The organism is Pseudoalteromonas sp. SIMBA_162, assembly GCF_046535955.1.
GTDB lineage: Bacteria > Pseudomonadota > Gammaproteobacteria > Enterobacterales > Alteromonadaceae > Pseudoalteromonas > Pseudoalteromonas marina.
In genome coordinates this window covers 1-25,962 of sequence record NZ_JAWJBQ010000016.1, presented here as the reverse complement: position 1 = coordinate 25,962, position 25,962 = coordinate 1, and the positions used below count along the sequence as shown (strand labels likewise).

Genomic DNA, 25,962 nt, shown 5'->3' with positions numbered 1-25,962 from the left:
CAGCGTTCTGTGACCTAAACGTAACCTACTATCCCTCTTTCTTTCAAATTTTCTTCTCGTAAAGTCATTTACTGTATTAAGTTTAAGCACATTAAATTATTAATAAAAAATCATTAGTGAGGAATATAGAAAACAGAGTCTTAATCTGTTAAGTTTATGTTATGTATATAGATAAAAAAGCTCCTTAAGGGAAATGAAAACAAAGGAATTAAAGTGAGCGCTACATTTAAAATTATTTTTAATGGCCAACTACACCAACATGCCAATATTTCATTGGTACAAAAACAACTTAGCCAATTTTTAAATATTCCCCACACTATTGCTATAAAGTTGTTTGATGGTAAATCTTACGCATTAAAAAAAGATCTAACGAGTATTGAAGCCGTTAAAGCAGAATCGTCACTAAAAAAAATGGGCTTAATAACACGAGTTGAACTGCATCAATCTACCGCTCTTACAGCAAAGCAGTATCCTTTAGCGTTAAAAAAATTAACAAAACATGATGATGCAGAAGAACATAAAACGTCTAATTCAAAACGTACACTACTGCAGAAAAAAACTAATTCTATACAGACTATAATTACGCGATACAAAAACGACAAAGTAAAGCTGCAGCGCTCTTCACTAAAAAGCCTACTCTATCTTTGCTATATAGCTCTGTTAGTTATGACAATTACGGGCCTTACTATTAGCTATAATTTGCTTTCAAATACAATGAGTGAATCGCAAAGTAACACGTTAACAGGCTTAACCTACCAAGATTACAAACAGTACATAACTGAGCAAAAGGCAGTTAGTAATCAACAAAAAACGAATTTGAGTGCCAATAATAATGCACAGCAAAGCCACGATAGCGAGCAGTTCAATCGTTTTTCTCTATTAATTAACAGCTATGCCGACAGTGTAAAGCAGCCTAATATCGAAAAAATGGGAGGCGAAAAATTAAACCTTCGCCTGCAAGAAATAGACGACTTAGGTGAGAAAAATGCGTTTTGGTTGCAACTCATTAATTTAGCAAAAAGTTTAAATAATGACGCACATACAATGAGTACACTCAATAAAACAGATCCAAATAAAGTACAATGGATCAACGCCGTAGACTGGATAAGCCAGCGTTATATTAGGCAGCAGCAAAATGGCAACGCACACCCTAAAGTTAATCAGCCCAACAACGCCGTAATTAACTTAACGCTATCAATTAGTGTTTTATCACTACTTATATTAATGATCATTGTGATAAAAATGAAGCTACGCACAATAAGAGAAACATAATAGCTTTTATTAACCACATAAAAAAACCAGCAACTTGATTGCTCAAGTTGCTGGTTTTTTAGGGTTTTTAAACAAACGAATTTAAAAACCGTTATTGGTGGAGCTGGGGGGATTTGAACCCCCGCCTACCTCTTTAAAAACAACAGCTTAAATTCATTTGTGTATAAATGGTGTATTTTTTAATTTCTATTCTTATTATGACTTATATTTAAAATCATCATATCGATACAAAACTGCTCATGAGTCTGTACTGATTGGACAGTAGCAAATTTTTTATTTTGTACATGGAGCCGGAGCTTGATTGCGAATAAAAGCAGGAATATCAAAAATGTCATTTGTTTCTGGTTTGGCTTTATTAGGTTTTTTTTCTTGAGGCTGTTTGTCTTTATTCAAGTCATCAATAACCATTTTAGAACTCGCGCCAGTAGCAATAACTAGTAGCTCATAATTGGTGGATAAGCTTTCTATTTTTGAAACACCACAAATAACTAAAGCATTAGGACTTACCTGCTGACGTACTGTATCGGTAATGAGGTTATAACTACCGAGTGAAATTTCATCTTTACAGTTTACTTGCACAATAACGCCAGTACTTGATGACATATCAACTTGGTTAACCAGTGGGTTATTAAGTGCACCATCAAGTGCGGTAGTAAGTTCGCTTTCTTCATCGCATTTACCAACACCTAGTACTGCATCCCCCTGGCAATCCATAATTTTGGCAAAATCGTTTAAATCAACATTAATAAGCCCCTGAAAACAAAGCATATCGATTAATGATTTTATCAGTGAATGGAGTATTTGGTTTGAATGTTTAAACGCATCGAATAAGCCAATATCGTTACCAAGGACTTCTATCAGTTGGTCGTTTGGGAGAGTAATAACAGCATTAGCATGCTCTTTGAGTTCATTCAGGCCGGTTTGCGCTATACTGCTTCTGAACTGCCCTTCACTACTAAAAGGCAATGTAGCAACAAATATAATGGGCTTACCTTGCTCACTCGCAAGTTGCGCAATATACGGGCTAGCGCCAGTCCCAGTACCGCCACCCAACCCTGTTGCACACAGTATTATATCGCAGCCATTAATAAGCGTTAAAAGCTGCTCTTTACTCTCTTCCGCTGCTTGCAGCCCAACTTTAGGGTCGGCTCCTGCACCATAACCATGCGTGAGCTCTGCACCTATTAGTACTGCTTCATCACTCTGTGTATGTTCAAGTACCACTTTATCGGTATTAACACTGTACAAGTGCGCCTGTTCAGACACACGCTGTTCAAAAATACTGTTAAGCGTATTACAGCCACACCCACCAATACCAAATACACCAATCGATAAACCATCATTTTGTTGAATTAATTGAAACATAACACCTCCTTCATCTTTAGAAGGAGCATAACAAACGGGTGCGTCAATTTTTGACGCACCCAAACTAGTTGGAGTTATTTATAAATGTTAGCGGCCGCTTGAAGCTTGCTAACAATTCTTTGTCGCAGCTTTTCGGGTTTAACAATCTCGAGCCAATGGGCACATTTAAATAGCTCATCGGTCAATTGCTCGCTATCAATAGTTTGGTAGGTAAATAATACGTATTTATCGTCAATCTGTTGCTTGTCAATCAGCTCGCCAAGCTCAATAAAGCCTTGATTAACTGCAGATTGGTTAGGCACTTTTACAATTAACTCGATCGTTTCTTGCTTCATACCTTTATTAATCGCACTGCGTAAGGACTTTAACTGCTCATAGCTTGGCTCACGTCGTGTCTTTTGCAAAATGTGTACATTGCGAATGCGGTAAACCGGCATTTGATAACACTTGTCGTGAAGCTCTCCCACCATAAACTGCGCCATCAACACACCGCCTTGCTCAACTAAGTTGTAAAAACTTAACTCCGCAAATTTTAGCCAATGCGCCTCATCATAAAGCACCCTATAAAGCTCAACGCTCACCGCACGCTTATGCTTAATCGCATGCTCAATTTGCTCAACTAACTGAGTATCAATATTCACTTTTAACGACGGTTTTGACAGTGTTGAAAGCCAACTAGGTACATGGCCATTAAAACGTTTAAGAGCCTGCTCTGCTTTAATGTGAACTGAGCGTTTAACATCACTGGGAACCGATTGCGGTAGTAACTGCTCCAACAACAAATAATGCTCTGCCACTTCGCTGCTCATTACTTTTGAGTTACTACCTCTCCACTGCGCATTGATTGACCAACCATAGGGCTTACTACGGGTATCTTTTTCAAGGCCAAAACAACCTTGATCGTAAAGTGATTGTAGGTCTCGCTGGAGCATCCGAGTTGTTACTTTAAAGCCTTGATTTAGTAGCATAAGCTTCAGCTCAGAGGTTGACCTACGAAAAGGTCTAACGGGTATACAATCTAAAATAATTTCGTATCGTAAAACTTGCATGATTAATTCTATAAATTAAATACTTATAGTAAAGACACTAATTAACAACTTTTCTTGGTCATCAAAACCATATGGTTGAGCATCTTCTAACAAGCTATATCTAACACTAACTTTTGCTTTACCTTCTAACTGTGTACTAAGGTAATCTAATCTTTTGTCTATTAAATCACTTCCTTTTGTACTTTTTAGAGTTTCTTTGAGGCGCCGAACACTAACGATATAGCCCGTTTGTAAACGCTTAGATCCATGTTCGGCATCCGCCAAAGTATAAATCCTCTTTGCCTCTTTCAACAATTCCTTTTGACTAATGGAGCGTTTAACTTCGATAACATGCCTTATTCTTTTTGATTTACGACTGACTATTGCTATGTCAAACTTACCACCAATTCTTAAATCTTGATCGTTGCTGGTTTCGATAAGCCCAAAACTCCCTAATACTTCTCGAACTGGTATCTCTAATCTATAGCCAAGATTTGGAAATTTATCACATAACGCATTTACTATACTCACATTAAGAAAATACTCTGGCATTTGCCTATATGTGACCCCCGTTAATTGATGCGCTTTTTCTAAACTGTCTTGAATTGAGTCTAAAATTGTATCCTGAACTTGTATCTTAGTTGCTTTAGTCATTATTGTTCCTTTGAATTGATTTTTTAAAATATCACTACACTTTAATAATAGTTAAACAAACCCAATCTTCTGCTTCCCACCTTCTTTTAGGTCGTTTTGCTCTTGTAAAATCGATAACATGCGCTCTTGAGTCATGCGCTTTTTTGAAAACTTCATTTGCCTTTTTACAATCGCAAAGTCACCAGGTGTGAGCTTTGTAAGCTTGAATAACTCATCCATTAAGTGCTTTTTTAACACTCCTAGGCCTAATGTATCTTTAAATAATTGCTTAGCCTGTACAGGAGTCAAATAGGTTAAATTTAAATTAAAATCAAATCGCCTCATTACCGCTTTATCTAAATTTTTAGCAAAGTTAGTTGCGGCAAAAAGTGGGAGTTGAAATTGCTCCATATAGCATAATAATTCATTAACTGTTTGCACCTCCCAATTCGCATCAGCTTGTTCGCGGCTACATAGCAAACTATCTGCTTCATCAATAAATATTGCACTTCCTTCTTGTGTAGCTTGTTTAAATAGTTGAGCAATATTTTGCTCACTTTCACCAACCCACTTGCTCAATAAGTCAGATGCTTTAACAGATATAAGTTTAAAATCAGCTTTTTCGCATAAATAATTTACAAAAGCTGTTTTACCTGTGCCAGGCGGGCCCGTTAGCAGAGTTCGTGAACTCGAATATTCAATTACAGCCTCTTCAACCTGTTCGAGTGACGCATACTCAGACTCTATATTCACCATTTTAGGATTAAACTTTTGTGCTGCTTGGTAAGTTAATTCGTGAGCCGAAAAGCCGCATGCAGTTAAAGTATCTTGAATATTCTCTTCTATGCAGTCACGCGCGGTTTGTGCTTTAAATCCGCATAACCTAGCTACATGTACAGCTTTAGCAATATGAGCTGGCAATAAGTTTTGTTGGGCAGCTAATTTACTTATAAAACCGTTACCAACACTCAAACCTTTAACATATTTGCCAATCATTTTTTCTTTAGTTGTTTTGTTTAGCTCAGGAATTTCGTAAACAATATTAAATCGCCTAATAACGCTCTGTGGTAAATCTTCTAGATGGTTAGTGATCCAAATACTCACTACAGGGTGGTTTTCAATATAAGTATGAAGTAACTCCTTTGAGAAGCTTTTAGAGAATAAATCACGCTCAAAAATATTTTCACATTCATCCAGTAACAGCATTGTTTTTTTACGCTTACCAACCAACTTACTCACCACATTAAAGTGCTCTAAACGCAGCTCAGAGCTTGCGCTTCGGCTATCGAGCTCGTTTGTTGGGTTTATTAGATTACTACCTTTAGCTTGTACCTTTAGCAACTGTGCACCACAGGCTTGCGCTATATATTTCGCCAATGAAGTTTTGCCCGAACCTGGCACACCATAAAATAAAATACTCAATGGTTGCCCACCCGACTTAGTCGCATTTTGCGTAGCTTTTAGTAAAGTATTTAAATCTAAGTGAGATAAATCAGTAGCGCTAAGCTCAGAAGCTTCACAAGGAGTGACCAAGTTAGATAAAATATCACTTTCACTATTTAACTTACCCTCGAGAAGGTTTTTAGCAATTGCGTTTGGTAATATTAAAAACTCATCTTCCCCAGCAAATATCTCCATATCCATTGAATACATGCCAGATTCAATAATTAATCCAATTTGCTTGTTGAGTAGTGCTTCATCAATACCAACCGCATAAGCTATTTTTTCTAAAATAACGCTCGCATAATCGTCACGTAAGTATTCAACAAGTTCGCGTAATGGTTTACTGAGCGTCATGCAACACGAAAAAATAACTAAAGGAGTGACCGTTTTGGGCAGTCCAAACGCTTTACAAAATATATGCACATTTTTTTGTAACGTTTTAGGCATTGTGGTTATTGCTAAATGCTCTAATCGGGCTATCAAATCATCAACATCTAAGCCCTGTAAATTTGTATAGCTAAACCCAGAAATGCTACATAACGCTTTTTTAAATAGCTTATCTTGCCATAGCTCTTCTACGTCGAACTCTTCTAATAACTCAGTGGCAAAGTGTGCAACAATACGTTTTAATTGAGGGGTTGTGTTCATGCTATGTACCTAGTAGTTAGTGGGTTTAAAGAGCATATTACTAACTAAAAACTGTCAGCGTACCTAAAGTGAAAATTTGAAAAGCATCATAAGCTACTGAAATTAAAAGCCAAATTACAACAAAAACATTTTCAGTAATTCATTTTTTACTTTTTATTTTAACCTTTATTTTTCAATCGGTTACAATGACAAAAAAAACAATTAAAGTTTATTTGAACCTTTATGAAAAATAACAATTTAAATTTAGGGTCGTACAACAACCCAATAATCCTAAAAAATAAGCATCAAGATATCGAATCTGAAAAGTACATCTCTCGGCACTCTAGTGATGGATTATATGTGCATAGGCCATTATTACAGCTACACACTGGTAATAATCATGAAATAGATGAGGATGATTCTAGTTCTGGGATATTCGCTTTTCATAAACTTGCAACTCAGGAAAACTGTTTTATAAAAAATGTTATCAGCAATCCATATTTACAACCTCTAGAAATGAAGGTTGCAATTGCACTTTTTAATATTTCTGAAGATGACCTAGAAGATAATAAGTTTGTTTACATTTGCACCAGTAAGAAAGTAAATATTGATAATTATGGTGATGATGAAGGTTGTATTTGGATGGAAAATTATAAAAGTGAAAGTTTTTTTTCTGGGATTAATCAAACGCCACTTTTTAAAAAACTTGAAAAGGCACTTAACATAAGGGTGAGCAACGAAAAACTTAATAAAATACTCATAAGGTTAGATAGTTTTCACTATATCAGTGTGACACCGGTCACATTCGAAAACTCAAAACTTGGTATCAGTCAAAAGCATAATAAAAATCAACGTGCTTATTTAAAAATAATACAAATAAATGAGTTGATGGACTTTAAGAATTTAACAAATATATGGCTTGTAAAAAATTAAAATACGAAGTTTGAGCCCGATTTAAAAACCGAGCTCTACTCGTTCTACATTATATTTATTCAAAACCACATTCAGAAAGCTTAATTTTTACTGTTACCGACTGACTGCCATCACAAACAGTGGGTAAATCAGTTTTTATTTGATACTGTTTTGATGCGCTGTGTAAAGTCCACTCATCTTCGTGTGGGACCTTTTTAGTTTTAATGGCTCCACTCATAAAGCGATCTAAAGAACGGTTAAAGCCACGTTTAACTCCTTGTTCAAAAACTTCAGCAATCAATGTATTTATTGAATCATCTACAGCTTTATTTTCTGAACTTTCACTATCAACATCTTGGCCCATAGCACATTTAATTTTTTCTATTAAGTCTTCCATCCTTGCGGTAGGTGTATCGCCTATTGAGTCTAGTTCTGTTTCGTCTTCAATGCGCCTAATCCACTTGTTCATACTCTCAGAACGAATACTTGCCTCTATATTTTTATAAGTCATTACTGTTATCCTTTAACTCTATTAATTTTAAAACTCTGCGCTTGTTCAAATATTTCTTTATACACTTCATCGCGGCTGATTGGTGGGTATTTAAATTTCGCGAGTATTAAAATCAGCTCTACTTTGAGCGATGATTTAATGTCGTCGCGGTGGTTCCAATCAACAAATTTTACTTTGTCGTCTACAATTACTTTTACCGCTTGGGCGAGCTCAATTAGCTTATCTTCGGGGTAGTCAAAGTCGTACTTAACGGCAAGTGCTTTTAACGCGTCGTAAAATCCTTTTTCTTCAATATCAATACCTAGCTCGTCGCCAGCGTTCATTTCGTCGCGTACGCTATAAATCATATCAACCATGCTTTCTGAAAAGTCATCAAGTACGCTGCTTACAAGTACGTCATCTTCTTTTCGCTCGTTATAGCGCTGTACCAGCGATTCAAAGCGTTTAGTAAAATCGATACCTTGGGTTTGGTTTACTTTTTTAAGCTCGCCAATGGCTTTGGCTAGCATTTGTTGCAGTATTTTTATTTTGGTATTCGGGAGTTTTATTTTTTCTATTTTGGCGAAGTAGTCGTCATTAAAAATGTCGATTTCGCCGCCGTCTTCATTGCCGAGTTTAAATACTTCCTCAACGCCGTCGCTTTGTAGGGCTTCGCTTATCATTTCACGTACTTTAGCGTTCATTTGCGCGGTATCGGGCGCTTCACCTTTGGTTAGTTTGTAAATAATAGAGCGAATAGCGAGGTAAAAGTGAATGTGGTTACGCTCACTCTCGTTAATTTTTTCACTACCGCAACAAACATCGTAAGCGGCTTTTAAACGCTTAACTAAATCCATAAAACGCTTTTGCCGCTTTTCGGTAATTAGTGCAAACTCAGCGGCGTGGTTTAAGCAATTTAATTGGGCAACGGCTTCACCGGTAAAGTATGGGCTGCTGTCAAATTTATGAAATAACTGGGCAAGTAACGCCAAGTGGTTTTTTACCTCAATAACTGAGGCGGTAATATCTTCAAAATTGGTTTCGTCAGTTTTTGAATACTGCGCTAACGCCTTGTTCATTTCAGATTTAATGCCAATATAGTCAACCACTAGGCCTTTATCTTTACCTTCAAACTGGCGATTAACGCGCGAAATAGTTTGTATTAAGCTGTGCTTTTGCAGTGGCTTATCTATGTACATGGTATCTAAAAATGGCACGTCAAAACCGGTTAGCCACATATCTACCACTATGGCTATTTTGAAGTTTGAATTTTTGTTTTTAAATTGCTTATCAAGCTCTTTACGCGCGTCTTTACTGCCAAGTAAATTATATAGGCGCTCAACGTCGTCTTTGCCACGGGTCATCACCATTTTTACTTTTTCAGAGGGGGCAGCAATACGGCCTTCGCTAATGGCGCGCTTTCGCTCGGTCTCTGATAGCTTTTGGGCGTCGTCAGTGTCGACTACATCAAACCACTGTGGGCGTAGCTCTTCTAGTTCTTGATACAGCTGATAAGCAATACCACGCGAGCTACAAACAAACATCGCCTTTCCTGCAATGGTAGAGCCTTCCTCAACGCGTTTTTCGTAATGTTCAACAAAGTCTCTTGCTAATACACGTATGCGGTCAGGGTCGCCTAAAATGCTATTCATGTTCGCCGTGGCTTTTTTACTGTCTTCTATTTGCAGCTCGTTACTGCCTGCATCGGCACATTCTTTGTAATAGGTTTCAATTTTTGCCAGCTTGCTGTTGTTTAAACACACTTTGGCGGCGCGGCCTTCGTACACAATGCGTACGGTTATTTCATCTTTCACCGATTCGGTCATAGTGTACGAGTCAACCACTTCACCAAATACATCTAAAGTCGCGTCTACTGGCGTGCCAGTAAAACCAACGTAAGTGGCATTGGGTAGTGAGTCGTGCAGGTATTTAGCAAAACCAAAGGTCTTTTTTACACCTTTTTCGGTAATGGTAATTTTTTGGTCAAGGTTAACTTGGCTACGATGCGCCTCATCAGAAATACAAATAACGTTAGTGCGGTCGGTTAATAACTGGGTGTCTTCGGTAAACTTATGAATAGTCGTTAGAAATACACCGCCACTGTTACGGCCCTCTAATAACTCACGTAAGTGAGTACGGCTAGTCACTGTTTTTACCGTATCATCGCCAATGTAAGTTTTAGCATTACCAAACTGCTGAGAAAGTTGATCGTCTAAATCGGTTCGGTCGGTAATTAAAATAATGGTTGGGCTTTTAAGTTCAACGCTTTTCATCAACAAGCGTGTTAAAAATTGCATGGTGTAACTTTTGCCACAACCCGTTGCACCAAAGTACGTACCGCCTTTACCATCGCCTTGTGGCTTTAAATGCTGTTTTATATTATCGAACAGTTTATTAGCCGCATAATATTGCGGGTAACGCGGCACAATTTTTATCTCTTTTTTACCCGCGTTTTTATTATCAGAATCGGGGAAGAATACAAAATTGCGCATTACATCGCGCAAACGCGCTTTATCAAACAGGCCCTGCAATAAGGTATGTAACGAGTTAATCCCCTCTTGCGCGGTGAGCTCTTGCCCCGTTACTTTACCCCACGAGTAAAAAAACTGGTACGGCGCAAATAAGTTACCCATTTTATTGTTTACGCCATCGCTAATAACACACAGGGTATTAAACACAAATAACTGCGGAATAGCGCGGCGGTAGCGCACCGTTAACTGCTCATACGCTTCAAATATTGGGGCTTGTTCGCGTATTGCGCTTTTAAATTCAAACACCACTAATGGCAAGCCGTTTACATACAAAATACCATCGGGAATACGCAGTTCAATATTGTCGTAGCTTGTGGGGCTTTCTATCTCTAACTGGGTAACAAAGCGATAGATATTGCCGTCTTGCAGGTAAGTAACGCTTGCTTCATTCACGTTATCGAGAGCCATATTATCTAAAGCTGTCATAGCATTCCCTGCTATTAGGCTACTTTTAATACCTTGCTCAACATTGTCGTAATCAAGCAGCTGAATATACAAATCTTTTTGCGCCGCACTACCTGCTACTCTGCCACGCTCGCGGCTCAGTAAAAAGCCGTCACTTAGCCACTTACAAAAGGTTTTATTACTCTCGTATAAATCACTGGCAGGCAGCTTTTCAAGCTTTGTAATAATTGAGTCTACTTCGCCGGTGGTAATGTTATTTTTAGAATATCGCTTGGTTAAAAAAGCACGGAGGTCTTCTTTAATTAGTACTTCACTATTATTGCGAGTAAGCTCACCACCCAATAAATGCGGGTAGCCTTGCTCGCCTAATAACTCAACCACCGCTTGTTCTAATTTGGCTTCAGTAAATTTCATCAAACATCCTTATTCTTGTTATTTTGGCCTTAAACGCTCAGCTAAGGTTATTAATCGACTACTTCTTCATCATTGGCTACATCGGGTATTTGTAATTCGCCAGAGATGAGTTTGGGTAACAGAGTGTCACGGAGTTTGGTTAAAGATTCACTTTCTAACTTATTATTTGTCATTTTTTTAAAGTTTGGTTTTGTTAACTCGGTGAACATATCTTTTAATACATCACCTTTTGGAAGAGCTAAATAGTAACTATCAAAACAGGCATTTTGAACTCTTTGTCGACCAGAAGAGCCAACCATACTTTGCATACAATGAGCACGAAAACTATCATCCTTTGCCAAGCAAGCTATGAATGGAAAGCTAATATTATTATTTTCACGAAGTACTATAAACTCTGTTGATCCGAAACCAACTTCGTCTTCCTTAAGAAAATCAACCCAGGCTGTTTTACCGTTTTGTAAACAAGGCGTTATTCGTGCTAGCAATATATCATTTTGCTTAAATTTAACACCACCGGAAAAAGCTTTTTCAATTATTTCGTCAACCATATACCCAGATGTTGGAATTGACTTCATATCTGCAAACTTTGCAATAGCACCTTTTGACAAAGATGTTCTTGGATTTATTTGTATGGTCTCTGAGACAGCTTTTATATCCCACCCCTTTGGTATCCAGCCTAGTTGTTCGTTGTGTTCGAACTCATTAGGGAAGTGGGCGTGGGTGTTGGCGTGTTGGGCCAATATGTTAGGGTTGGCGTTAAAGTTTGCTTTAACGGGTGTTTCAGCGGCTGAAACAGTTGCTTGTGTTGCTTCTTTTGTTGGTAACTGTGCTTGTAATTCGTGAGCGAGCGCAATGAGTGAGGTTTTTATTTCGGCCGCATTTTCTAAGCTGTCCAGTGCCGCTAAGCGGCGCTGTGCTTTTTGTTTTAACTCGTCAGGCAGACTAGTTTCAAGGTTTTCTAACTTAAAATCAACGCTGGCAAGTAGATTGTCGAACACCGGATCAAAATCAACAAACCAGCTTTTAAATAACGCCTGCGCCATTTGTTCTAAGGTTTGGTTGGTTTTTTTGTTTAGCTGTATTTTATCATCTAAACTACTTAGTATATTAACACTATACCTTTGATGCTCCATTGGAGGTATATCAATTGGTAATTGAGAGAGAGCTTTGCCTGTTAAATGTTTTATTGTAGTCCCAGTGAAAAAAGGATCTAATCTTCCAGCTCTTCCTGCATTAAGGAACCAATAAAACAGATATTTAGAATCTAATTCATTAAACGGTCGAATTCGATGAAGCGCCTTTTGAATCATCATTGTTGGAACGTCCTCTTCCCAAATAGCACATCGCCCAGGTTCACCACCCTCACAAACTATAAGGTCTCCTTTTTTCAAACCATAACGATTCAATTCATGAGGCTCGAACTTCATTTCTGACAAATTATCTAATTCAAAATATCCCCATCTAACATTACTATTACCAAGATATGGCTGATAGTCACCCTTGTTTTTCTTTTTATCGAGCATTTTACCTAAACAAGAAGAGACATAATCTCCTAATTTCCCTGACTTCCACTTACTCCCCATAACCCAAAGCCTCCAAGTGTTTACGAATGGCTTGATCAAGCTCCTCGCTTTGACTCATTTGGCTATAAAGGGTTTGGCTAAGCTCGCTCATTTTAGTTTCGAACGGAATACCGTCATCTACAATATCGGCCGCGCCAACATAGCGCCCTGGGGTGAGTACGTAGTCGTTCGCTTTTATATCGCTAAGGGTGGCTGATTTACAGTAACCGGCGATATCTGCATATTCCTGCTCTTGCCCTTTATTTGCGCTTTGCTCTTTACCTGCGCTTTCTAGCTCGGCACTTTCAGCAGTAGCAAGCTCTTCGCCGCGCCAAAGGTGATAGGTTTGTGTAATTTTTGCTATGTCGTCGTTGGTGAGCTCTTTTAAAGTACGGTTTACCATAGAGCCCATTTCGCGAGCGTCTATAAATAGCGTTTCGCCTTGGCGGTCACGGCGTTTTAGAATGCCTTTTTCGTTATTACCGCGTTTATCTTTGCTTATAAACCATAAACACACCGGAATTTGTGTGGTGTAAAACAACTGCCCTGGTAGGGCTATCATACAATCGACTAAATCGTTTTCGATTATTTTTTGGCGAATATCGCCCTCGCCACTGGTGTTAGAACTCATTGAGCCATTAGCCAGTACAAAGCCTGCGGTGCCATGCTCGCTGAGCTTTGAGATCATATGCATGATCCACGCATAGTTGGCATTACCGGTAGGCGGTGTTGGGTAACCGGCCCAACGAGCATCGTCGACTAATTCGTTATCGGCGCGCCACTGTTTTTGGTTAAATGGTGGGTTTGCCATTATGTAATCGGCTTTTAGGTCGGGGTGTTGGTCTTTAAAAAAGGTGTCGCCTGCTACATCGCCTAAGTTGCCCGAAATACCACGCACAGCTAGGTTCATTTTTGCCAGTTTATAAGTGGTGTTGGTGTACTCTTGCCCGTAAATAGATATGTTTTTTTGGTTGCCATTATGGCTATTAATAAACTTAAGCGATTGCACAAACATACCGCCCGAGCCACAACAAGGGTCGTAAATTTTACCTTCAAATGGTTCGATCATATCGGCTATTAGGGTAACAATTGACTTAGGCGTATAGAACTCGCCCCCGCCTTTACCTTCAGAGGCGGCAAATTTACCTAAAAAGTATTCGTAAACACGGCCAACGAGGTCTTCTTCTGTTTTTTCGTTTTGGTTGGCAATGGTGTCGATATTATTAATGGTATCGATTAGTGCTGAGAGCTTACTGGCATCAAGCCCTAAACGTGAAAAGTAGTTATCGGGCAATGCGCCCGCGAGTGATTTATTGTTTTTTTCAACCGCGTGTAGTGCGGTATCTATTTTAACAGCTATATCGCCTTGCTTAGCGTTGGTTTGAATATACGACCAGCGTGCGTCTTCAGGTAGGTAAAACACGTTGTCCATCGCGTAAAAGTCGACCATGTCGATGTATTCATCACCGTATTCGCTGGCAATGGCTTTTTTACGCCCTTCAAACTTGTCGCTAATAAATTTAAGAAAAATTAAGCTTAAAACAATGTGTTTATATTCGGCTGACTCAACACTGCCGCGCAGTTTATTGGCGGCATCCCAAAGGGACTCTTCAAACCCGACTTGTGTTTTTTTTGTAGCTTTTTTAGTTGCAGGCTTTTTTGATGCAGCGTCCATGTGGTCTCTCTTTGCAAGAATATCAATATAAATTATTGGCTTATCATACCGCAAAGGTCGTGCTTTTTTGAATGTTAATTAGTAATAAATTGGTATTAAAAGTAGGGATGCTTTGTAAATGTAAGGATGAGGGTAAACTTATGCTTTTAGCAAAAAAAAACCGTATGTAATTTATTTAAAGGGCTAAGTGATTTTAGTTTATGAATAATCTGAATTTGTATCTTTTACTAACTTTACGTGTCACAAAATGGGTTTGATAATACCCGCTCACGAAACGTATTAAAACAGCGATGATGCAAGCGTATTTGTACATAAAGCGAGAGACATTGTCTCTCGCTTTTACTTTAAGGTTTACTTTTTAAGACGTACTGCGATCATTCATTGGTTAAATATAAACACTTAACATTATGGATATTTGCATTTATTTTCCGCAGCAATTTTTATACTTTAAATTAGAGCCACATAAACAAGGTTCATTTCTTCCTAATTTAGTGGTTTTAGTACAACATTTTTGTGGCCCTCTTTTTACTTTGGCACCTTTAATTTCGTCTAGCAATCCAGAAAATAGCTCTCTTATTTTTAAGTACTTTTCATCAAGGTACAAAGCTGCATCTAAGTTACCAGTAGCAATTGCTTGGCATAAGTAATTTTGAGCTAGTTCGTCATCTTTTTTAACTAAATCACCTTTGTAATAGATTTTACCTAATTCAAACATTGATTTATTACAGCCTAGCCGCACTGCTTTTTTAAAACTCTCAATCGCTTTATCACCATTAATTGAGCTAGCTTTGCCTGAAGAGTATAAAACACCTAACCTCTGATATAGAAAAACAGTATGCTCAGCCTTTTTGTGGTTAAGGTATTTATGTGCTTTTTTATAGTCTTCACCTAAGTAATAACACCAACCTAAATAAGCGTAAGCAGCGTAAAAGCCTCTTTTTGCTAATGCGTTTAATAATATTGTTACCTCAGTAATATGTAGGTCATCTACTTTATTGTTGAAACATAAAAGAGCATATTTAAACAGAATTTGATGGCTTTGCTGAGCAATACTAATTTGTTTATCATCAGCGCTAATAACATCAGTTATTGTTTTTTTTGAGCAAAGTTGAAAAGCACTTTTATAAGACTCAGCTGCAAAAGAATACATAGTCTGTGCGCGCGCAGTGAAAGATTTTTCATCTAAATCTTCACTTTCAAAAACTTCACCCATTTTTTCGTAAAAATCACCTAAGTTTAGATACTCTTTATAATCACAAGAGATTAAGCAGTTAAACCACATGTCTTTGTGCTCTTGGCCTCCCACATTTATTAACTCGTATTTAGGTATGCGCTCGCCAAGTTCTAAGTTCAAGTAAGCACTTTCCAATAAGTTTAAGATTTTTTTTCTTGAGGCTAACGCCTTACCCTGCAAGCTCTCGTTACTTAACTCCTTATTATGTACTCCATCGTTTGTTAACTCTCTAACAGCATGAAATAGCTCTCTATCAGCCCCATGAATTGCGCTGATATATGCAAGTTCATTTATTTGCTCCCATAAGTTTTTATTAGTAAATTCATAGCTATGGTGTTGCGCATATAGTAAGCATAAGGTCTCTAGTATTTTGCGAAATTTAAACAAACTAACATCAGGGCTTACATTCATCAGTAATAGTGCATTTTTGTAATCTGACTCAATGGACTCTTTAAATAATGCTGCGAATTGTTCATCATTATTTATAGTGCTCATGCTAATGCTCCCTGTTTACACGCGGCGTTATTTTTAAGCTGATACTCGCTATTACTAATGAGGCTAACTGTATTATCCTTTTTATATCGGCTAGTAAACGTCTCCCAGTTTATTTCACAGACCTCTAATGCTTGCTCCACACCTACATCTAAAATTAAATCACCATAAACGTATCCATTTTGATTTGCGCTATTTTGATAAAAGCGCCCTTGAGGGTTAATCATTAAATAAGAATTTGTCATTGCTTCGTTGTCTTCTGCCACCATGACTTCTTTTAATGAAGCGTGGCGTTTTACAAACCCAGAAAACTGCTCATCAGAAACTAATAAGTTGTTATTTAAGACAGGAAGCACCTGAAACACCTTCCATTTTTCGGGTTTTATTTCTGCTATTAGCTCCTCAAATGATTCTTGGAAATTTAGGTTATTAACAACGGTGTTTACTTTTATTGTGATGGATGGGTTAACGTTACGAAGCTGTGTAACAACTTTAATTAAATCGTGACTTCCAAAAGACTTACCTTTGCGATCTATTCGACCAATATCTTTACGTGCAGTTAAATATTGGCTATCAAAACTGATCCCAATCATTGAAAACATGGCACCATAGTTGTTTATAAACGAGTCAGTTAGATAATGGCCATTAGTAATTAGCGATAAATTAAAGCCAAGTGACTTTGTTTTTATAATTAACTGTGCAAAACGTTTTTTAAGTATTAAAGGCTCGCCCCCTGCAAAATTGATACGCACACTTTTATAAGGAAAAACCGATTTTACTTGATTGGTATTATCGTCAAAAAAGTAACTGGCTAACTTTTCAAGCATTAACTCAGCGTCTTGGCCATTAGCATGGATTTCGTTAGGACGGTCCCACTTTGCATAGCAAAATTTGCATGAGTAATTACATACTTCTGTAACGTGATAATTAATGACTAATTCATCAATAGAGTTATTCATTTGAACCTCCTAACACAAGGTTCAATAACGTTGTTTTGATAGCTGAATCAGCTAATGAAAGTTCATTGGTTTCATTGAATAATGAAAAAAGAATTAAATGGTGCATTATAATCTCCTAATATCACCGCAGTCGGCGGTGACTTCAGGAGCAAGTATCAAACTGTGAAATTCACAAAAAAGGGAAGGCAGTAAATATTCTAATATTTATTTAGCAATAAACTATATTCTTCATATTCTGCTTTTTTAGTGTTGTATAGAGTTACTAGCCATTGACCCTGTTCGCTAATAAATGCATCTGGTTTTTTAGTAATTAGCTTACCTAGAACACCAAACTCGCCTTCGAGCACAGCCTTAAGAGCTAAATCAAATGGGCTCGGTTGAATATCAAACTCAATAGAATTAGCAATCATCTCCAATGAACTATATTGACCTTCATTGAATGGATATGGGATTTCATCTTTTGACCAATCTATATTTTCACCTAATAGGAAAAGCCTTAAGTCAACAATACGCTTATCAAGTGCTTGAAAGAGTAATTTTTTAGCCCTCCACTCCCTGGCAAATTGATCAAAACTTTCAGTGTTGATTTTTTCGCCACCGAGCCAATTTACAACTAATTTTTTATCTTCAAACAACGTATCTAGAATAACAAGATTGCGAATAAATATATGATTACCTGCTTTAATAGGCTTTGGCACATAATCGACTGACTCAGATTTTATATCTTCCTCATCAAGTAGTTTAGCTTTGAGATTTTTATCTTTAACGTAATAATTTAAACGACTTCTCAAGCGCTCTGGTAACAAGTTGCGGTCAATTCCCAAGGCTTGACAGGCAACCGCTGCAATACTTTTATTTTTACCAGCCATACTGATTACCATAGCAACCAAGCCGTTGCTCTACTTTATGAACAGTTAAAGCCCCTCTAGCAATGTATGCGTAATTAATGTTGTAAGTATCTACTTTACACCGCTTTGCTACTCTATAAATTGCGCCAATACACATGCCAGCCAAATTAGCCTCTTTGAGGGATGTACTTAAAGAACTGAGCAGCGATTCTTTTTGCTCTAAAAACTCTGAGCAAGATTCTTTAAGATTAACCTCGTAGTACGAATCATACCCAGTGCATTGACCCGCTAAGTGTGCTTCAGTCACAGAGGTTGAAAGCCTTTCTAATAGGGAGCGCTGTTGCTCTTTTTTTTCTTTACATGCAAGCTCTATATCAACGTTTGCTAAACTGCTTGAGCTGAAAAGAATGAATACAACTAATATGAACCCTTTAAACATTAGCTGTACCTGCTTTTGTTAAGTCTTTTTCAACTACTTGCTTTAATGGTTTTTCGTCAGGTTTAAAGTTGATTAGGCACATAATAAATAAGGTAATTATTATCATGTCATCAATCCAATAAGCGTTATATTTACTCACAATAAGAAAAGGAATAATGCCTAGTAGACTTACTTTTATTAGTACGTTTAGTGAATGGATGCCTATCAAGCTGACACTAAATCGAAAAGGGGTAATAGCTAATTTTTTATATTTCCCAATTAAATTGCCCGCTGTTTTAATATTTACAATCCAAAACCAGCCTACTAGTAACTTAACGAACAAATTATCCTGAGTTTTATCCAATACTAAGAGGCTAATAACCCCAAGCACTAAAATAACGATTAGCGTGATTAAGAAGTGAAATAAAGAGTGAACCCAACTGCTTGGTTTTAATAACTGCTCAACTTGTTTAGCTCTTGAAAAAAAGTAAAATTTTGATGAGTCCCCATCGGGCGCGAGTTTTTTTTGCTGCGATAAGTATTCAAAGGCAATCATATGTTTGGCTTTATATGTTGCAAAGCCATTGTCTGATAACTGAAAATCTTCATTTTCATCTAGTAATGTATTTTTTTTATCTAAATACGCTATTGAATCTAGCGCGGTGGTAACCTTTTCATCACTTTTATCGAGCTCTTTAGGTACTTCGAACCCTGTGTCTTTTTTTAGGGATGCAAGGTTTACTCGCCATTGCTGTATTAATTGATTCTGGGAAAGAGGGTTATCTTGAGTTTCTGCTTCTACTGTTTCATTGGTGTTGGTGGTGTTCGAATGCTCGTTATTGCTTTCCATACTTCTCTTAATATCCTTATACAAATTACTAAATTGAAGCTTTTTATACTATTAAAACTAAAGCTCTTATATTTTTATACTTATGAACAGAGTGACAGTTAGGCACTTTAATCCATGAAAAACTACTTCCTAAGATGAATTTAACATGAATAAGCTGATGATACCGCAAAGATTAAAACTTTATAAAACTTAATTTTCAAAAATCGGTGAAGGTTTCTTAATTAATAAACTTTGGCTCATATAAGACTAGCTATTTACACTTAATGGCTTTCACTAACAAAGGCAAATTATAACAAGAGTACTTTTATTAATTAAAACTTACTTCAGTCAAAAAGGGGCTTCTAATAGAAGCCCCTTTGCTCTCATACAAACAAAATCTATTTTTCTAATTCAATCATATTGATTAACAAGTTATCAAAAACTTCTGCGTTTAGCGTTGAAGAAATGATCTCACCATTTGGTGAAAGTAAACCGAATGACAACTCTTGGTTACGCTCAAACATCGCCAAAGCTACATAATCATCAACACGGAAAGCAGCGATGTGATTGCTAGCAGTTGCAGTATAATATTGTAAAGACTGATTTTTAACTGTAATAGTAGGCGTCATTCTCGTATTTTCAATATAATTTAATCGACCTTCGTCTACTTCACCATTTGCATATTCAGCAACTAGGCTCGCTTCGTAGTCAACCTTATAAACAACATGATCATAATCACCTTCGCTGTTTTTAGCAAAACCTGAGTAAATAGAGTGCCACCAATCTCGACCACGTAACCCCATACCCTCATCTTCTTTAACATCATAATTATCAATCCACATATAACCATTTGGAAGGAAATTATCGTTTTCTACTCTTTTGTAAGCTTTGAAAAGCAGCGCTGTTCCCTTATCTGATTTGTGACCATATGCGAAACGATATTGAGCATCACCAGCTATAGCAGTATTGTGAGTATACAAAAAATCTACACATTCTTTCTCTGCATCCAATGGGATAGGCTTATTTGCTGTAATATATTCTTTAACTGAACAATAAGCATCACCAATACCCTCAGTGATCGTTACACGACCAAACCCATCATCTTCGGTAACACGGTCAAAGTAATAGGCACTCCAGTCACCCACTAAAAGAGGCTCAGATAGTTCTTGAATAAATGGACTATCACCCGTACCTCCATCAACGCTTGGCACAGAAACATACATCTGCCCATCGCTATCCAACTCGAATGAAATATCTGCTGGACTAACACCCGACTCCAGAGTTGAATATACATAATCAGCCACTAAAGACACACTCTGCGGCACACCAGAAAGAGAACCCCCCTCTTGCAACAGCTTAACGGCATAATCAGACGCAAGCCCTACCAAGATAGCTTGAGGACTCCCTGACTCCAAAAGCGTTGTGTAGTCTCCTGTCACCATGTTTAAGTCAACAAGCCACATATCAGCAATTGACTGCATTGAATAGCCAGAATCAACTGACATTGTTGTTACAGCACTCACGTTAACAGTACCTGCTTCTGCGTACATTGTGTAAGCGCCATCAACAAGGGTACCAGTATTAATATCAAGTGTTTGCTCTGGCACTGCGTCAATAATAATTGCTGTATCTGCGTAGTCACCCGCTACTGTAAAAGCGCCAGATGTTGATGTTAGGCCCAAAAATTCAGACTCTTCACACACAGAGTTTTGATTTACATCAGCACACACACGAGCATCACTTAATGGAGCCACGGTACCGATAACAAAATCCGTATTAGTAACAGTGCCCGTTGATGTGTCACCAACTGAATCGTTAACTTTTGGTGTAGACTCTGACCCACCGCCACCACACGCCGCAAGTAAACTACAAAGAGATAGAGCAATTAATTTTTTCATTTTGTTTATTCCAATATTTTTTAAGGCAAGTAGGAAATTGAGATAGAAACTTAAAGTATTGATTTTTATTTTTAAGCGCACTTGTCTAAGCACGCTTTTTAAACGGCTTAAAATAACTCAGCTATTAGCAACACTTATAAGATGCTCGAGTAAAACGCCCATCAGCTTTTCATCATATTGTGATGTACCGTCAGGGCTTGCAGAAACAGGATGACTTAAACGATATTCAACTTTTGACTTACCGCGGTATAAAAAAATATCTAAGTCGACATACGCAACTGTACCACCTGAATTAAATGTAAAACGATTCTTGTAGACTCGCTTATTTGATTTGTTTTCATCAGCTCGCTGCTTTAATTTTCTCTCAAAACTTGTTTGAACAGATGCAGGGTCAAAATCAACATCAAATGAGCCACTTGAATAAACATATTTATCAATATCTTTACCCGGTTTATCCATCACATTATCGAGTAACTCTTGAAGTGTTTTGTCGCTTATTGGGGAAGATATTGGAATAAACAATGCGTCAGAAGCATCTTCTGCAGTTGCAGTCACTGCAGGTAAAAGGTTAACTTTAAAAGATTCTGTTGTTTCTTCAATTTGGTAAGGAAATGCAGTGTGAACTTTTGAAAGGTAAGTACTACCTGTGCGAAATTTATCCCCGCGAAAGTAGGTAATCTTTACTTCAGAATCAGTTAGAAAAACGTCTTTACCCCATATTAATTTTATGTCTGCCGTTTGCCATTTACCGCATTCGCTATTGCATTGCGTATATCCAGTTTGTGCTGAAACATGCTCTTTTAAAGCATTTTTAACCGCCCCTAAAGTAACAACATCACTTGCAACGCCTGAAAGTTTTTTATATTCAAATGTTTTATTTTTAGCCGTTTGACTTAACGGGATATTCCTAATATCGGGAGTAGACTTACAACCCGAAACAAAAGACAAAATAACAGCGGTTATAGCAAGTTTTTTCAAGCTCATTATTTATAATTCCTTTTTCTTCAATGTTTTAATTAAATACGAGTCTGTAACCCCAAATATAGAGGGTTTTAAAGCTCATTTTTTCGGACAAGAAATATCTATGATCTTTATAAAAAAAGGTAGTGAATAAATATAAAACAGTGTGATTTAGTGTGAAATATCATAATTATTAAATAGTTATAAATATCATGGTGATTGTTGAAATAATCAAAACAAATGGTTAAACTCCCCGAAAAAATAATAAAGCTCTCCCTGTGAACTATAAAATCAATGACTTTTTAATCTCACCAGATATTAATTCAGCATCAAAAAACAACAAAAAGCTTGAACTGACCTCGCAAGAAATAATTGCACTTAAACTGTTTTTTTCGTCCGATGATGGTTTTGTTGATACACAAACTCTTGAATCAGAAATTTGGGGGGAGCGCATTGTAACTAAAAACTCACTTCGTAAGCTGATAAGTGATCTACGGTTAAAATTTGGTGATAGTGAGTCATTTAAAAACATAAGAGGCAGAGGCTACAAACTCAAATTTGAATCGTTTGAACCCGCAACGGTTAATCACAAAAAAGTAAAGAATTATAAGTACTTGTTCACTTCGCTATTTATTATTTTGATATGTATTGTGGCAATTTTATCTTATAGCTACAAAGGGAAGATTGAAGCGCTACCGAAGGTTTCTACCCAAACCGTTTTTGAATCTAAAGATTATATTTTGGACTACGCAACTTATAACAATTCGCTATTTGTTACTGCGCGAGACAAAAACACATCAAAGTTATACAAAGTTTTAAATCGTCAAAACACAGTGTTAATGTCGGAGAATTATTCTGGTGCTTATCGCGGCTTAGAAATTCATACAAGTGGCCGCACAATAATGCATGTAGTTGAAGATTCAAAATGTAAAATTAAAGTTTTTCAGAGGCCTGTCGAAGACCAAATAGATGAGATCCCCTGTAACAGGCAAAATGCATTCCCCTCTTTTGATTGGATTGATGAAAATAGGTTTTACATTACTTTTAACGTTGATCCGAGTTCATCAATTAAACCTTTTGTATATGACCTGAAAACTAAACGATTAGAAGAAGTTTTTAGCATCAACTTTGAGTCAGAAAATAATAAAAACTTTATTGACGCATACATAAAAGCTCACAATGATGGCGTATTTTCATTAAGAGAGAATCATTTAGATGAGATGTCATTAACTTACTTTGAGGGTAATAATAGACAAACATTTTATAAGTTTAGATCTAAACCTTATTCCATTGCCGTTGCAGAGCAAAACCTATTCTTTGTGGGTAATAATAATGAGCTATTTATGTTGCCGTTATCAGACGACATATTATCCCAAGATATAAATTTATCACTTTTGATGGCACCGCAAGCTACTAAAATTGATGACCCTTTAATCCTTGAAGAACAGCTCTATTTATCTTTAGGTAACATTGCAAAAGAAGTTATATATAGTTCATCAGGGAATTTTACTTATAGCTTAGAAAATGGTGTTAGAGACTTCACCTATACTGATAAGGTGCTTACAGTTTTAGCATTAACTAACAGTGGTTACGCAATAGAACAACTTAAAGATGGGCTTGTTTTTAATTCTATTTACTTCGATTCAAACCTGAGCCTTAGGCATATAGCTTTTTTTAAAAACGAAATATTCTTGGCAGGTGCTGATGGTGTCTATAAGTTAGTTAAAAATAAATTGACCCAAGTTAGCAATATAAAAACTATTCAGCTCGTGTCTAACGGTAAATGTATGATTGCAGAAGGTGAAGGCATTCATTTATTTGACCAAAACACAGACACTTTCACAAAAATAGTGGAGCAAGGTGAAAGAGCATTTCAAAGTGAACAAGGGTGTTTATTTGTAGATACTCTTACAGGGAATATTGTTAATGAAAGTCGTGAAATAATAAGTAAGCAAACAAAGAAAAGACTACTAATTGAGCACAAAGGAAAAATTGCACACCGCTACAATGTTAAAGAACAAACACATATTGTGGATATCAATACCGGTAAAGTAATAGAAAAAACAAAATCACGCGCCAGATTTACGAAGCTTATTTCCTATGAGGAGGATATTCTTTATTTAGGTGAAGCTGATGTTAATACATCCATTTTGAGGTTGAAATTAGATTAAAAGCGTATCAGCTATAATCACCCTGAACTTTTTAGCTAGGGTATTTAATTTCCATTAAGTGAGTAAGCGCATTGAAATGTTTTGGGCAGGTAGCATGTTTTAAAAGTGCGATTTTATTGCCTGATTTGACTAAGTCAAAAGCACCACATTTTTCTAAAAGCACTCGCTTTTTATTATTTGTAATACTGAGGTAATGAGCCAATTAACTACTCACAATTTAAGGTTATAATCACTATCAGCTGCGCTGGTAATAGAATCACTTAAAAATAACCTGAACTAGATTGCTGCATTATTTAAATCATAAAACTAAAAAAGCGCACTAGAATTAGGCGCTTTGCGTTTAGGACAAATAAAAAAGGGGTTATACAAATTTAAGTAGCAAATATTTGATCGCTACCTTCATGCTACGCTTATTACTCTGGCAATATTGCTCATAATTAATAATGCCGAGAATCATTTTAGTGCAAAAAAAACTCAGAGCTATAAACCACGCAAAATTTTGAGTCGATTGGTACTGTAATATCAGTATAGCTGAGCCACTAAATGCAATGGTCGAATATACGATTTCTATTCGATACTGACTAATTGCTTTCAAAACTTTGGGCATTAAAAACCATCATCAAACGAGTCAAAAGCATCAAAACAATCGTGCTCTATAGAGTCCGCTATCGAATCTTCAATCTCATAAACAGTCATTACTCTATCAGGCTGACCCACCACATTGCCGCCAACATCTAAGATGTTGGAACTCGCATTTGTGATAGGTAATCCTGTTGAGGGATTAATAGCAATATCATTAGCGTCATTATTTTTCATTTTTTAACCTTATTAATCATTAATTTCTGCTTTCAAATTTAATGATTTCGTGATAAAAAACAAACTTGTTTGACTGCGCAGCTCAGCGCAAAAAGTTTGAATAAGGCATTCACTTTTCTTCTATTTTCACTTAATTTTTTTAGTAAAAACCCTTTCCTCTTTATCTAAAAAGTTCATTAATAAGTTTATTTTGAAGGCGCTTTTGTCTAAAAGACGCTCTTATAAAACGCATTTTTCGGCACGAAAAACTGCAAAAAAAAAGCGTCTCAGAATGAGGCCAACAAGCGCGTAATGTGTTGTAGGCGAAGCCGTAGACACATGGAGACAGCGCGAATGTACAGCTGGTCTGTACTAACCGCGATAGTGTTTCGCATCAGCGAAATTCGATATCATTTTGGCACAAATTGATATCGAACCATCTATTTTCGCAGAAAATTACAGCAGATGAAAAATGCAAATTATGGGGCACCCATTGCATTGTCAGGCGCGGCAGTATGGCGGTTAGTACAGAGCGTAGCTCGGTGCATTCGCGCAGGGTCTAAAACGCTAGCGCGATAGCGCGTCGAGTTAGCTCGTTGCGGAGCAACACCAGAGCTGGCGGGCGTTTTAGACCCTATGGTTGAGTAGCACAGCGACGAGGCCATCCGCTGACAGCGGCTTTTGTTGCGATTATTATCGCAGCAATCATTACGTGCATGCTGTTAAAGCTTCTCGGAATGAAAAACGGCAATTTAATTTTAAAATGATGATAATTTTTGTGTTGCGGTACTAGTTAATTTTACTAATTAACTAGCCAGAAAGATTTTAGAAAATGACACAACAACCATCAATAAATTTGGAAACGAACAACACTCTTCATACTCACTACCCTCGCTATTTTGATATTGATATGCGGTATTATCTAGGCGCAAATAACCACCAAAAAGGGGTTAACAGAACCAAGGTCTCGGTGCTTATTGCAATTCGGTTTTCTATTATTA

19 protein-coding genes are annotated in these 25,962 nt (G+C 37.0%); 3 read left to right on the top strand and 16 right to left on the bottom strand.

From position 1 onward, the window contains the following. Positions 1–213 precede the first annotated feature (213 nt). Positions 214–1,272, top strand: a complete 1,059-nt coding sequence (locus tag R0J88_RS12525) for a hypothetical protein (protein ID WP_410900082.1) — start codon at positions 214–216, stop codon at positions 1,270–1,272. Between the two features lie 273 nt (positions 1,273–1,545). Here the strand turns inward: R0J88_RS12525 and R0J88_RS12520 are convergent, their stop codons facing one another. From R0J88_RS12520 to R0J88_RS12505, 4 genes are all read right to left on the bottom strand, one after another. Next, positions 1,546–2,637: a cell division protein FtsZ gene (locus R0J88_RS12520; RefSeq protein ID WP_410900081.1), complete on the bottom strand. Its 1,092-nt coding sequence runs from the start codon at positions 2,635–2,637 to the stop codon at positions 1,546–1,548. Positions 2,638–2,711: 74 nt separating this feature from the next. Continuing rightward, a complete protein-coding gene (locus tag R0J88_RS12515) occupies positions 2,712–3,686 on the bottom strand; it encodes a WYL domain-containing protein (protein WP_410900080.1) in 975 nt (324 codons plus the stop codon). Positions 3,687–3,701: 15 nt separating this feature from the next. After that, complete coding sequence (locus tag R0J88_RS12510; protein WP_410900079.1) at positions 3,702–4,319, bottom strand: hypothetical protein; 618 nt, start codon at positions 4,317–4,319, stop codon at positions 3,702–3,704. Between the two features lie 51 nt (positions 4,320–4,370). Continuing rightward, positions 4,371–6,389, bottom strand: coding sequence for an AAA family ATPase (locus tag R0J88_RS12505; protein WP_410900078.1), 2,019 nt, complete (start codon positions 6,387–6,389; stop codon positions 4,371–4,373). A gap of 222 nt (positions 6,390–6,611) precedes the next feature. On the opposite strand from R0J88_RS12505, the gene R0J88_RS12500 reads away from it, so the two are divergent. Next, complete coding sequence (locus R0J88_RS12500; protein WP_410900077.1) at positions 6,612–7,301, top strand: hypothetical protein; 690 nt, start codon at positions 6,612–6,614, stop codon at positions 7,299–7,301. Between the two features lie 55 nt (positions 7,302–7,356). Here the strand turns inward: R0J88_RS12500 and R0J88_RS12495 are convergent, their stop codons facing one another. From R0J88_RS12495 to R0J88_RS12445, 11 genes are all read right to left on the bottom strand, one after another. Next, complete coding sequence (locus tag R0J88_RS12495) at positions 7,357–7,791, bottom strand: hypothetical protein (protein ID WP_410900076.1); 435 nt, start codon at positions 7,789–7,791, stop codon at positions 7,357–7,359. 5 nt (positions 7,792–7,796) lie between these two features. Next, entirely contained in the window at positions 7,797–11,120 is a 3,324-nt protein-coding gene (locus tag R0J88_RS12490) for a type I restriction endonuclease subunit R (protein WP_410900075.1), read from the bottom strand. Positions 11,121–11,170: 50 nt separating this feature from the next. Further along, entirely contained in the window at positions 11,171–12,703 is a 1,533-nt protein-coding gene (locus R0J88_RS12485; RefSeq protein ID WP_410900074.1) for a restriction endonuclease subunit S, read from the bottom strand. Next, entirely contained in the window at positions 12,693–14,357 is a 1,665-nt protein-coding gene (locus R0J88_RS12480) for an N-6 DNA methylase (protein ID WP_410900073.1), read from the bottom strand. Before R0J88_RS12480 ends, R0J88_RS12485 begins: the two co-directional genes overlap by 11 nt. A 421-nt stretch (positions 14,358–14,778) precedes the next feature. Continuing rightward, positions 14,779–16,086 (bottom strand): DUF4145 domain-containing protein, encoded by a 1,308-nt coding sequence (locus R0J88_RS12475; RefSeq protein WP_410900072.1) that lies wholly within the window; start codon positions 16,084–16,086, stop codon positions 14,779–14,781. Next, complete coding sequence (locus R0J88_RS12470; RefSeq protein WP_410900071.1) at positions 16,083–17,042, bottom strand: viperin family antiviral radical SAM protein; 960 nt, start codon at positions 17,040–17,042, stop codon at positions 16,083–16,085. The genes R0J88_RS12475 and R0J88_RS12470 overlap by 4 nt, the downstream gene beginning before the upstream one ends. A 197-nt stretch (positions 17,043–17,239) precedes the next feature. Next, on the bottom strand, positions 17,240–17,911 hold the full coding sequence (locus R0J88_RS12465) for a hypothetical protein (RefSeq protein WP_410900070.1): 672 nt from the start codon (positions 17,909–17,911) through the stop codon (positions 17,240–17,242). Beyond that, positions 17,901–18,329 carry a hypothetical protein gene (locus R0J88_RS12460; protein WP_410900069.1) on the bottom strand — a complete coding sequence of 143 codons (429 nt, stop codon included), beginning with the start codon at positions 18,327–18,329 and terminating at the stop codon, positions 17,901–17,903. The genes R0J88_RS12465 and R0J88_RS12460 overlap by 11 nt, the downstream gene beginning before the upstream one ends. Beyond that, positions 18,322–19,158, bottom strand: a complete 837-nt coding sequence (locus R0J88_RS12455; protein WP_410900068.1) for a hypothetical protein — start codon at positions 19,156–19,158, stop codon at positions 18,322–18,324. The genes R0J88_RS12460 and R0J88_RS12455 overlap by 8 nt, the downstream gene beginning before the upstream one ends. A 377-nt stretch (positions 19,159–19,535) precedes the next feature. Next, complete coding sequence (locus R0J88_RS12450) at positions 19,536–21,035, bottom strand: hypothetical protein (protein ID WP_410900067.1); 1,500 nt, start codon at positions 21,033–21,035, stop codon at positions 19,536–19,538. 117 nt (positions 21,036–21,152) lie between these two features. Then, positions 21,153–22,019, bottom strand: coding sequence for a hypothetical protein (locus tag R0J88_RS12445; protein WP_410900066.1), 867 nt, complete (start codon positions 22,017–22,019; stop codon positions 21,153–21,155). A gap of 254 nt (positions 22,020–22,273) precedes the next feature. Between R0J88_RS12445 and R0J88_RS12440 the strand changes: the two genes are divergently transcribed. Further along, the gene (locus R0J88_RS12440) at positions 22,274–24,166 is read left to right on the top strand and encodes a winged helix-turn-helix domain-containing protein (RefSeq protein ID WP_410900065.1); all 1,893 of its coding nucleotides are present in this window, start codon (positions 22,274–22,276) and stop codon (positions 24,164–24,166) included. A 606-nt stretch (positions 24,167–24,772) separates the two neighbouring features. Here R0J88_RS12440 and R0J88_RS12435 read toward each other — a convergent pair. Further along, positions 24,773–24,982, bottom strand: coding sequence for a hypothetical protein (locus R0J88_RS12435; RefSeq protein ID WP_410900064.1), 210 nt, complete (start codon positions 24,980–24,982; stop codon positions 24,773–24,775). Positions 24,983–25,962 lie beyond the last annotated feature (980 nt).

What these genes read in the sequence shown, in the direction of transcription:
- R0J88_RS12480 (WP_410900073.1), bottom strand. Translation starts at nt 14,357, where the DNA reads ATGGACGCTGCATCAAAAAAGCCTGCAACTAAAAAAGCTACAAAAAAA.
- R0J88_RS12495 (WP_410900076.1), bottom strand. Translation starts at nt 7,791, where the DNA reads ATGACTTATAAAAATATAGAGGCAAGTATTCGTTCTGAGAGTATGAAC.
- R0J88_RS12520 (WP_410900081.1), bottom strand. Translation starts at nt 2,637, where the DNA reads ATGTTTCAATTAATTCAACAAAATGATGGTTTATCGATTGGTGTATTT.
- R0J88_RS12445 (WP_410900066.1), bottom strand. Translation starts at nt 22,019, where the DNA reads ATGAGCTTGAAAAAACTTGCTATAACCGCTGTTATTTTGTCTTTTGTT.
- R0J88_RS12455 (WP_410900068.1), bottom strand. Translation starts at nt 19,158, where the DNA reads ATGGAAAGCAATAACGAGCATTCGAACACCACCAACACCAATGAAACA.
- R0J88_RS12490 (WP_410900075.1), bottom strand. Translation starts at nt 11,120, where the DNA reads ATGAAATTTACTGAAGCCAAATTAGAACAAGCGGTGGTTGAGTTATTA.
- R0J88_RS12450 (WP_410900067.1), bottom strand. Translation starts at nt 21,035, where the DNA reads ATGAAAAAATTAATTGCTCTATCTCTTTGTAGTTTACTTGCGGCGTGT.
- R0J88_RS12510 (WP_410900079.1), bottom strand. Translation starts at nt 4,319, where the DNA reads ATGACTAAAGCAACTAAGATACAAGTTCAGGATACAATTTTAGACTCA.
- R0J88_RS12465 (WP_410900070.1), bottom strand. Translation starts at nt 17,911, where the DNA reads ATGGCTGGTAAAAATAAAAGTATTGCAGCGGTTGCCTGTCAAGCCTTG.
- R0J88_RS12475 (WP_410900072.1), bottom strand. Translation starts at nt 16,086, where the DNA reads ATGAGCACTATAAATAATGATGAACAATTCGCAGCATTATTTAAAGAG.
- R0J88_RS12435 (WP_410900064.1), bottom strand. Translation starts at nt 24,982, where the DNA reads ATGAAAAATAATGACGCTAATGATATTGCTATTAATCCCTCAACAGGA.
- R0J88_RS12505 (WP_410900078.1), bottom strand. Translation starts at nt 6,389, where the DNA reads ATGAACACAACCCCTCAATTAAAACGTATTGTTGCACACTTTGCCACT.
- R0J88_RS12485 (WP_410900074.1), bottom strand. Translation starts at nt 12,703, where the DNA reads ATGGGGAGTAAGTGGAAGTCAGGGAAATTAGGAGATTATGTCTCTTCT.
- R0J88_RS12500 (WP_410900077.1), top strand. Translation starts at nt 6,612, where the DNA reads ATGAAAAATAACAATTTAAATTTAGGGTCGTACAACAACCCAATAATC.
- R0J88_RS12515 (WP_410900080.1), bottom strand. Translation starts at nt 3,686, where the DNA reads ATGCAAGTTTTACGATACGAAATTATTTTAGATTGTATACCCGTTAGA.
- R0J88_RS12470 (WP_410900071.1), bottom strand. Translation starts at nt 17,042, where the DNA reads ATGAATAACTCTATTGATGAATTAGTCATTAATTATCACGTTACAGAA.
- R0J88_RS12460 (WP_410900069.1), bottom strand. Translation starts at nt 18,329, where the DNA reads ATGTTTAAAGGGTTCATATTAGTTGTATTCATTCTTTTCAGCTCAAGC.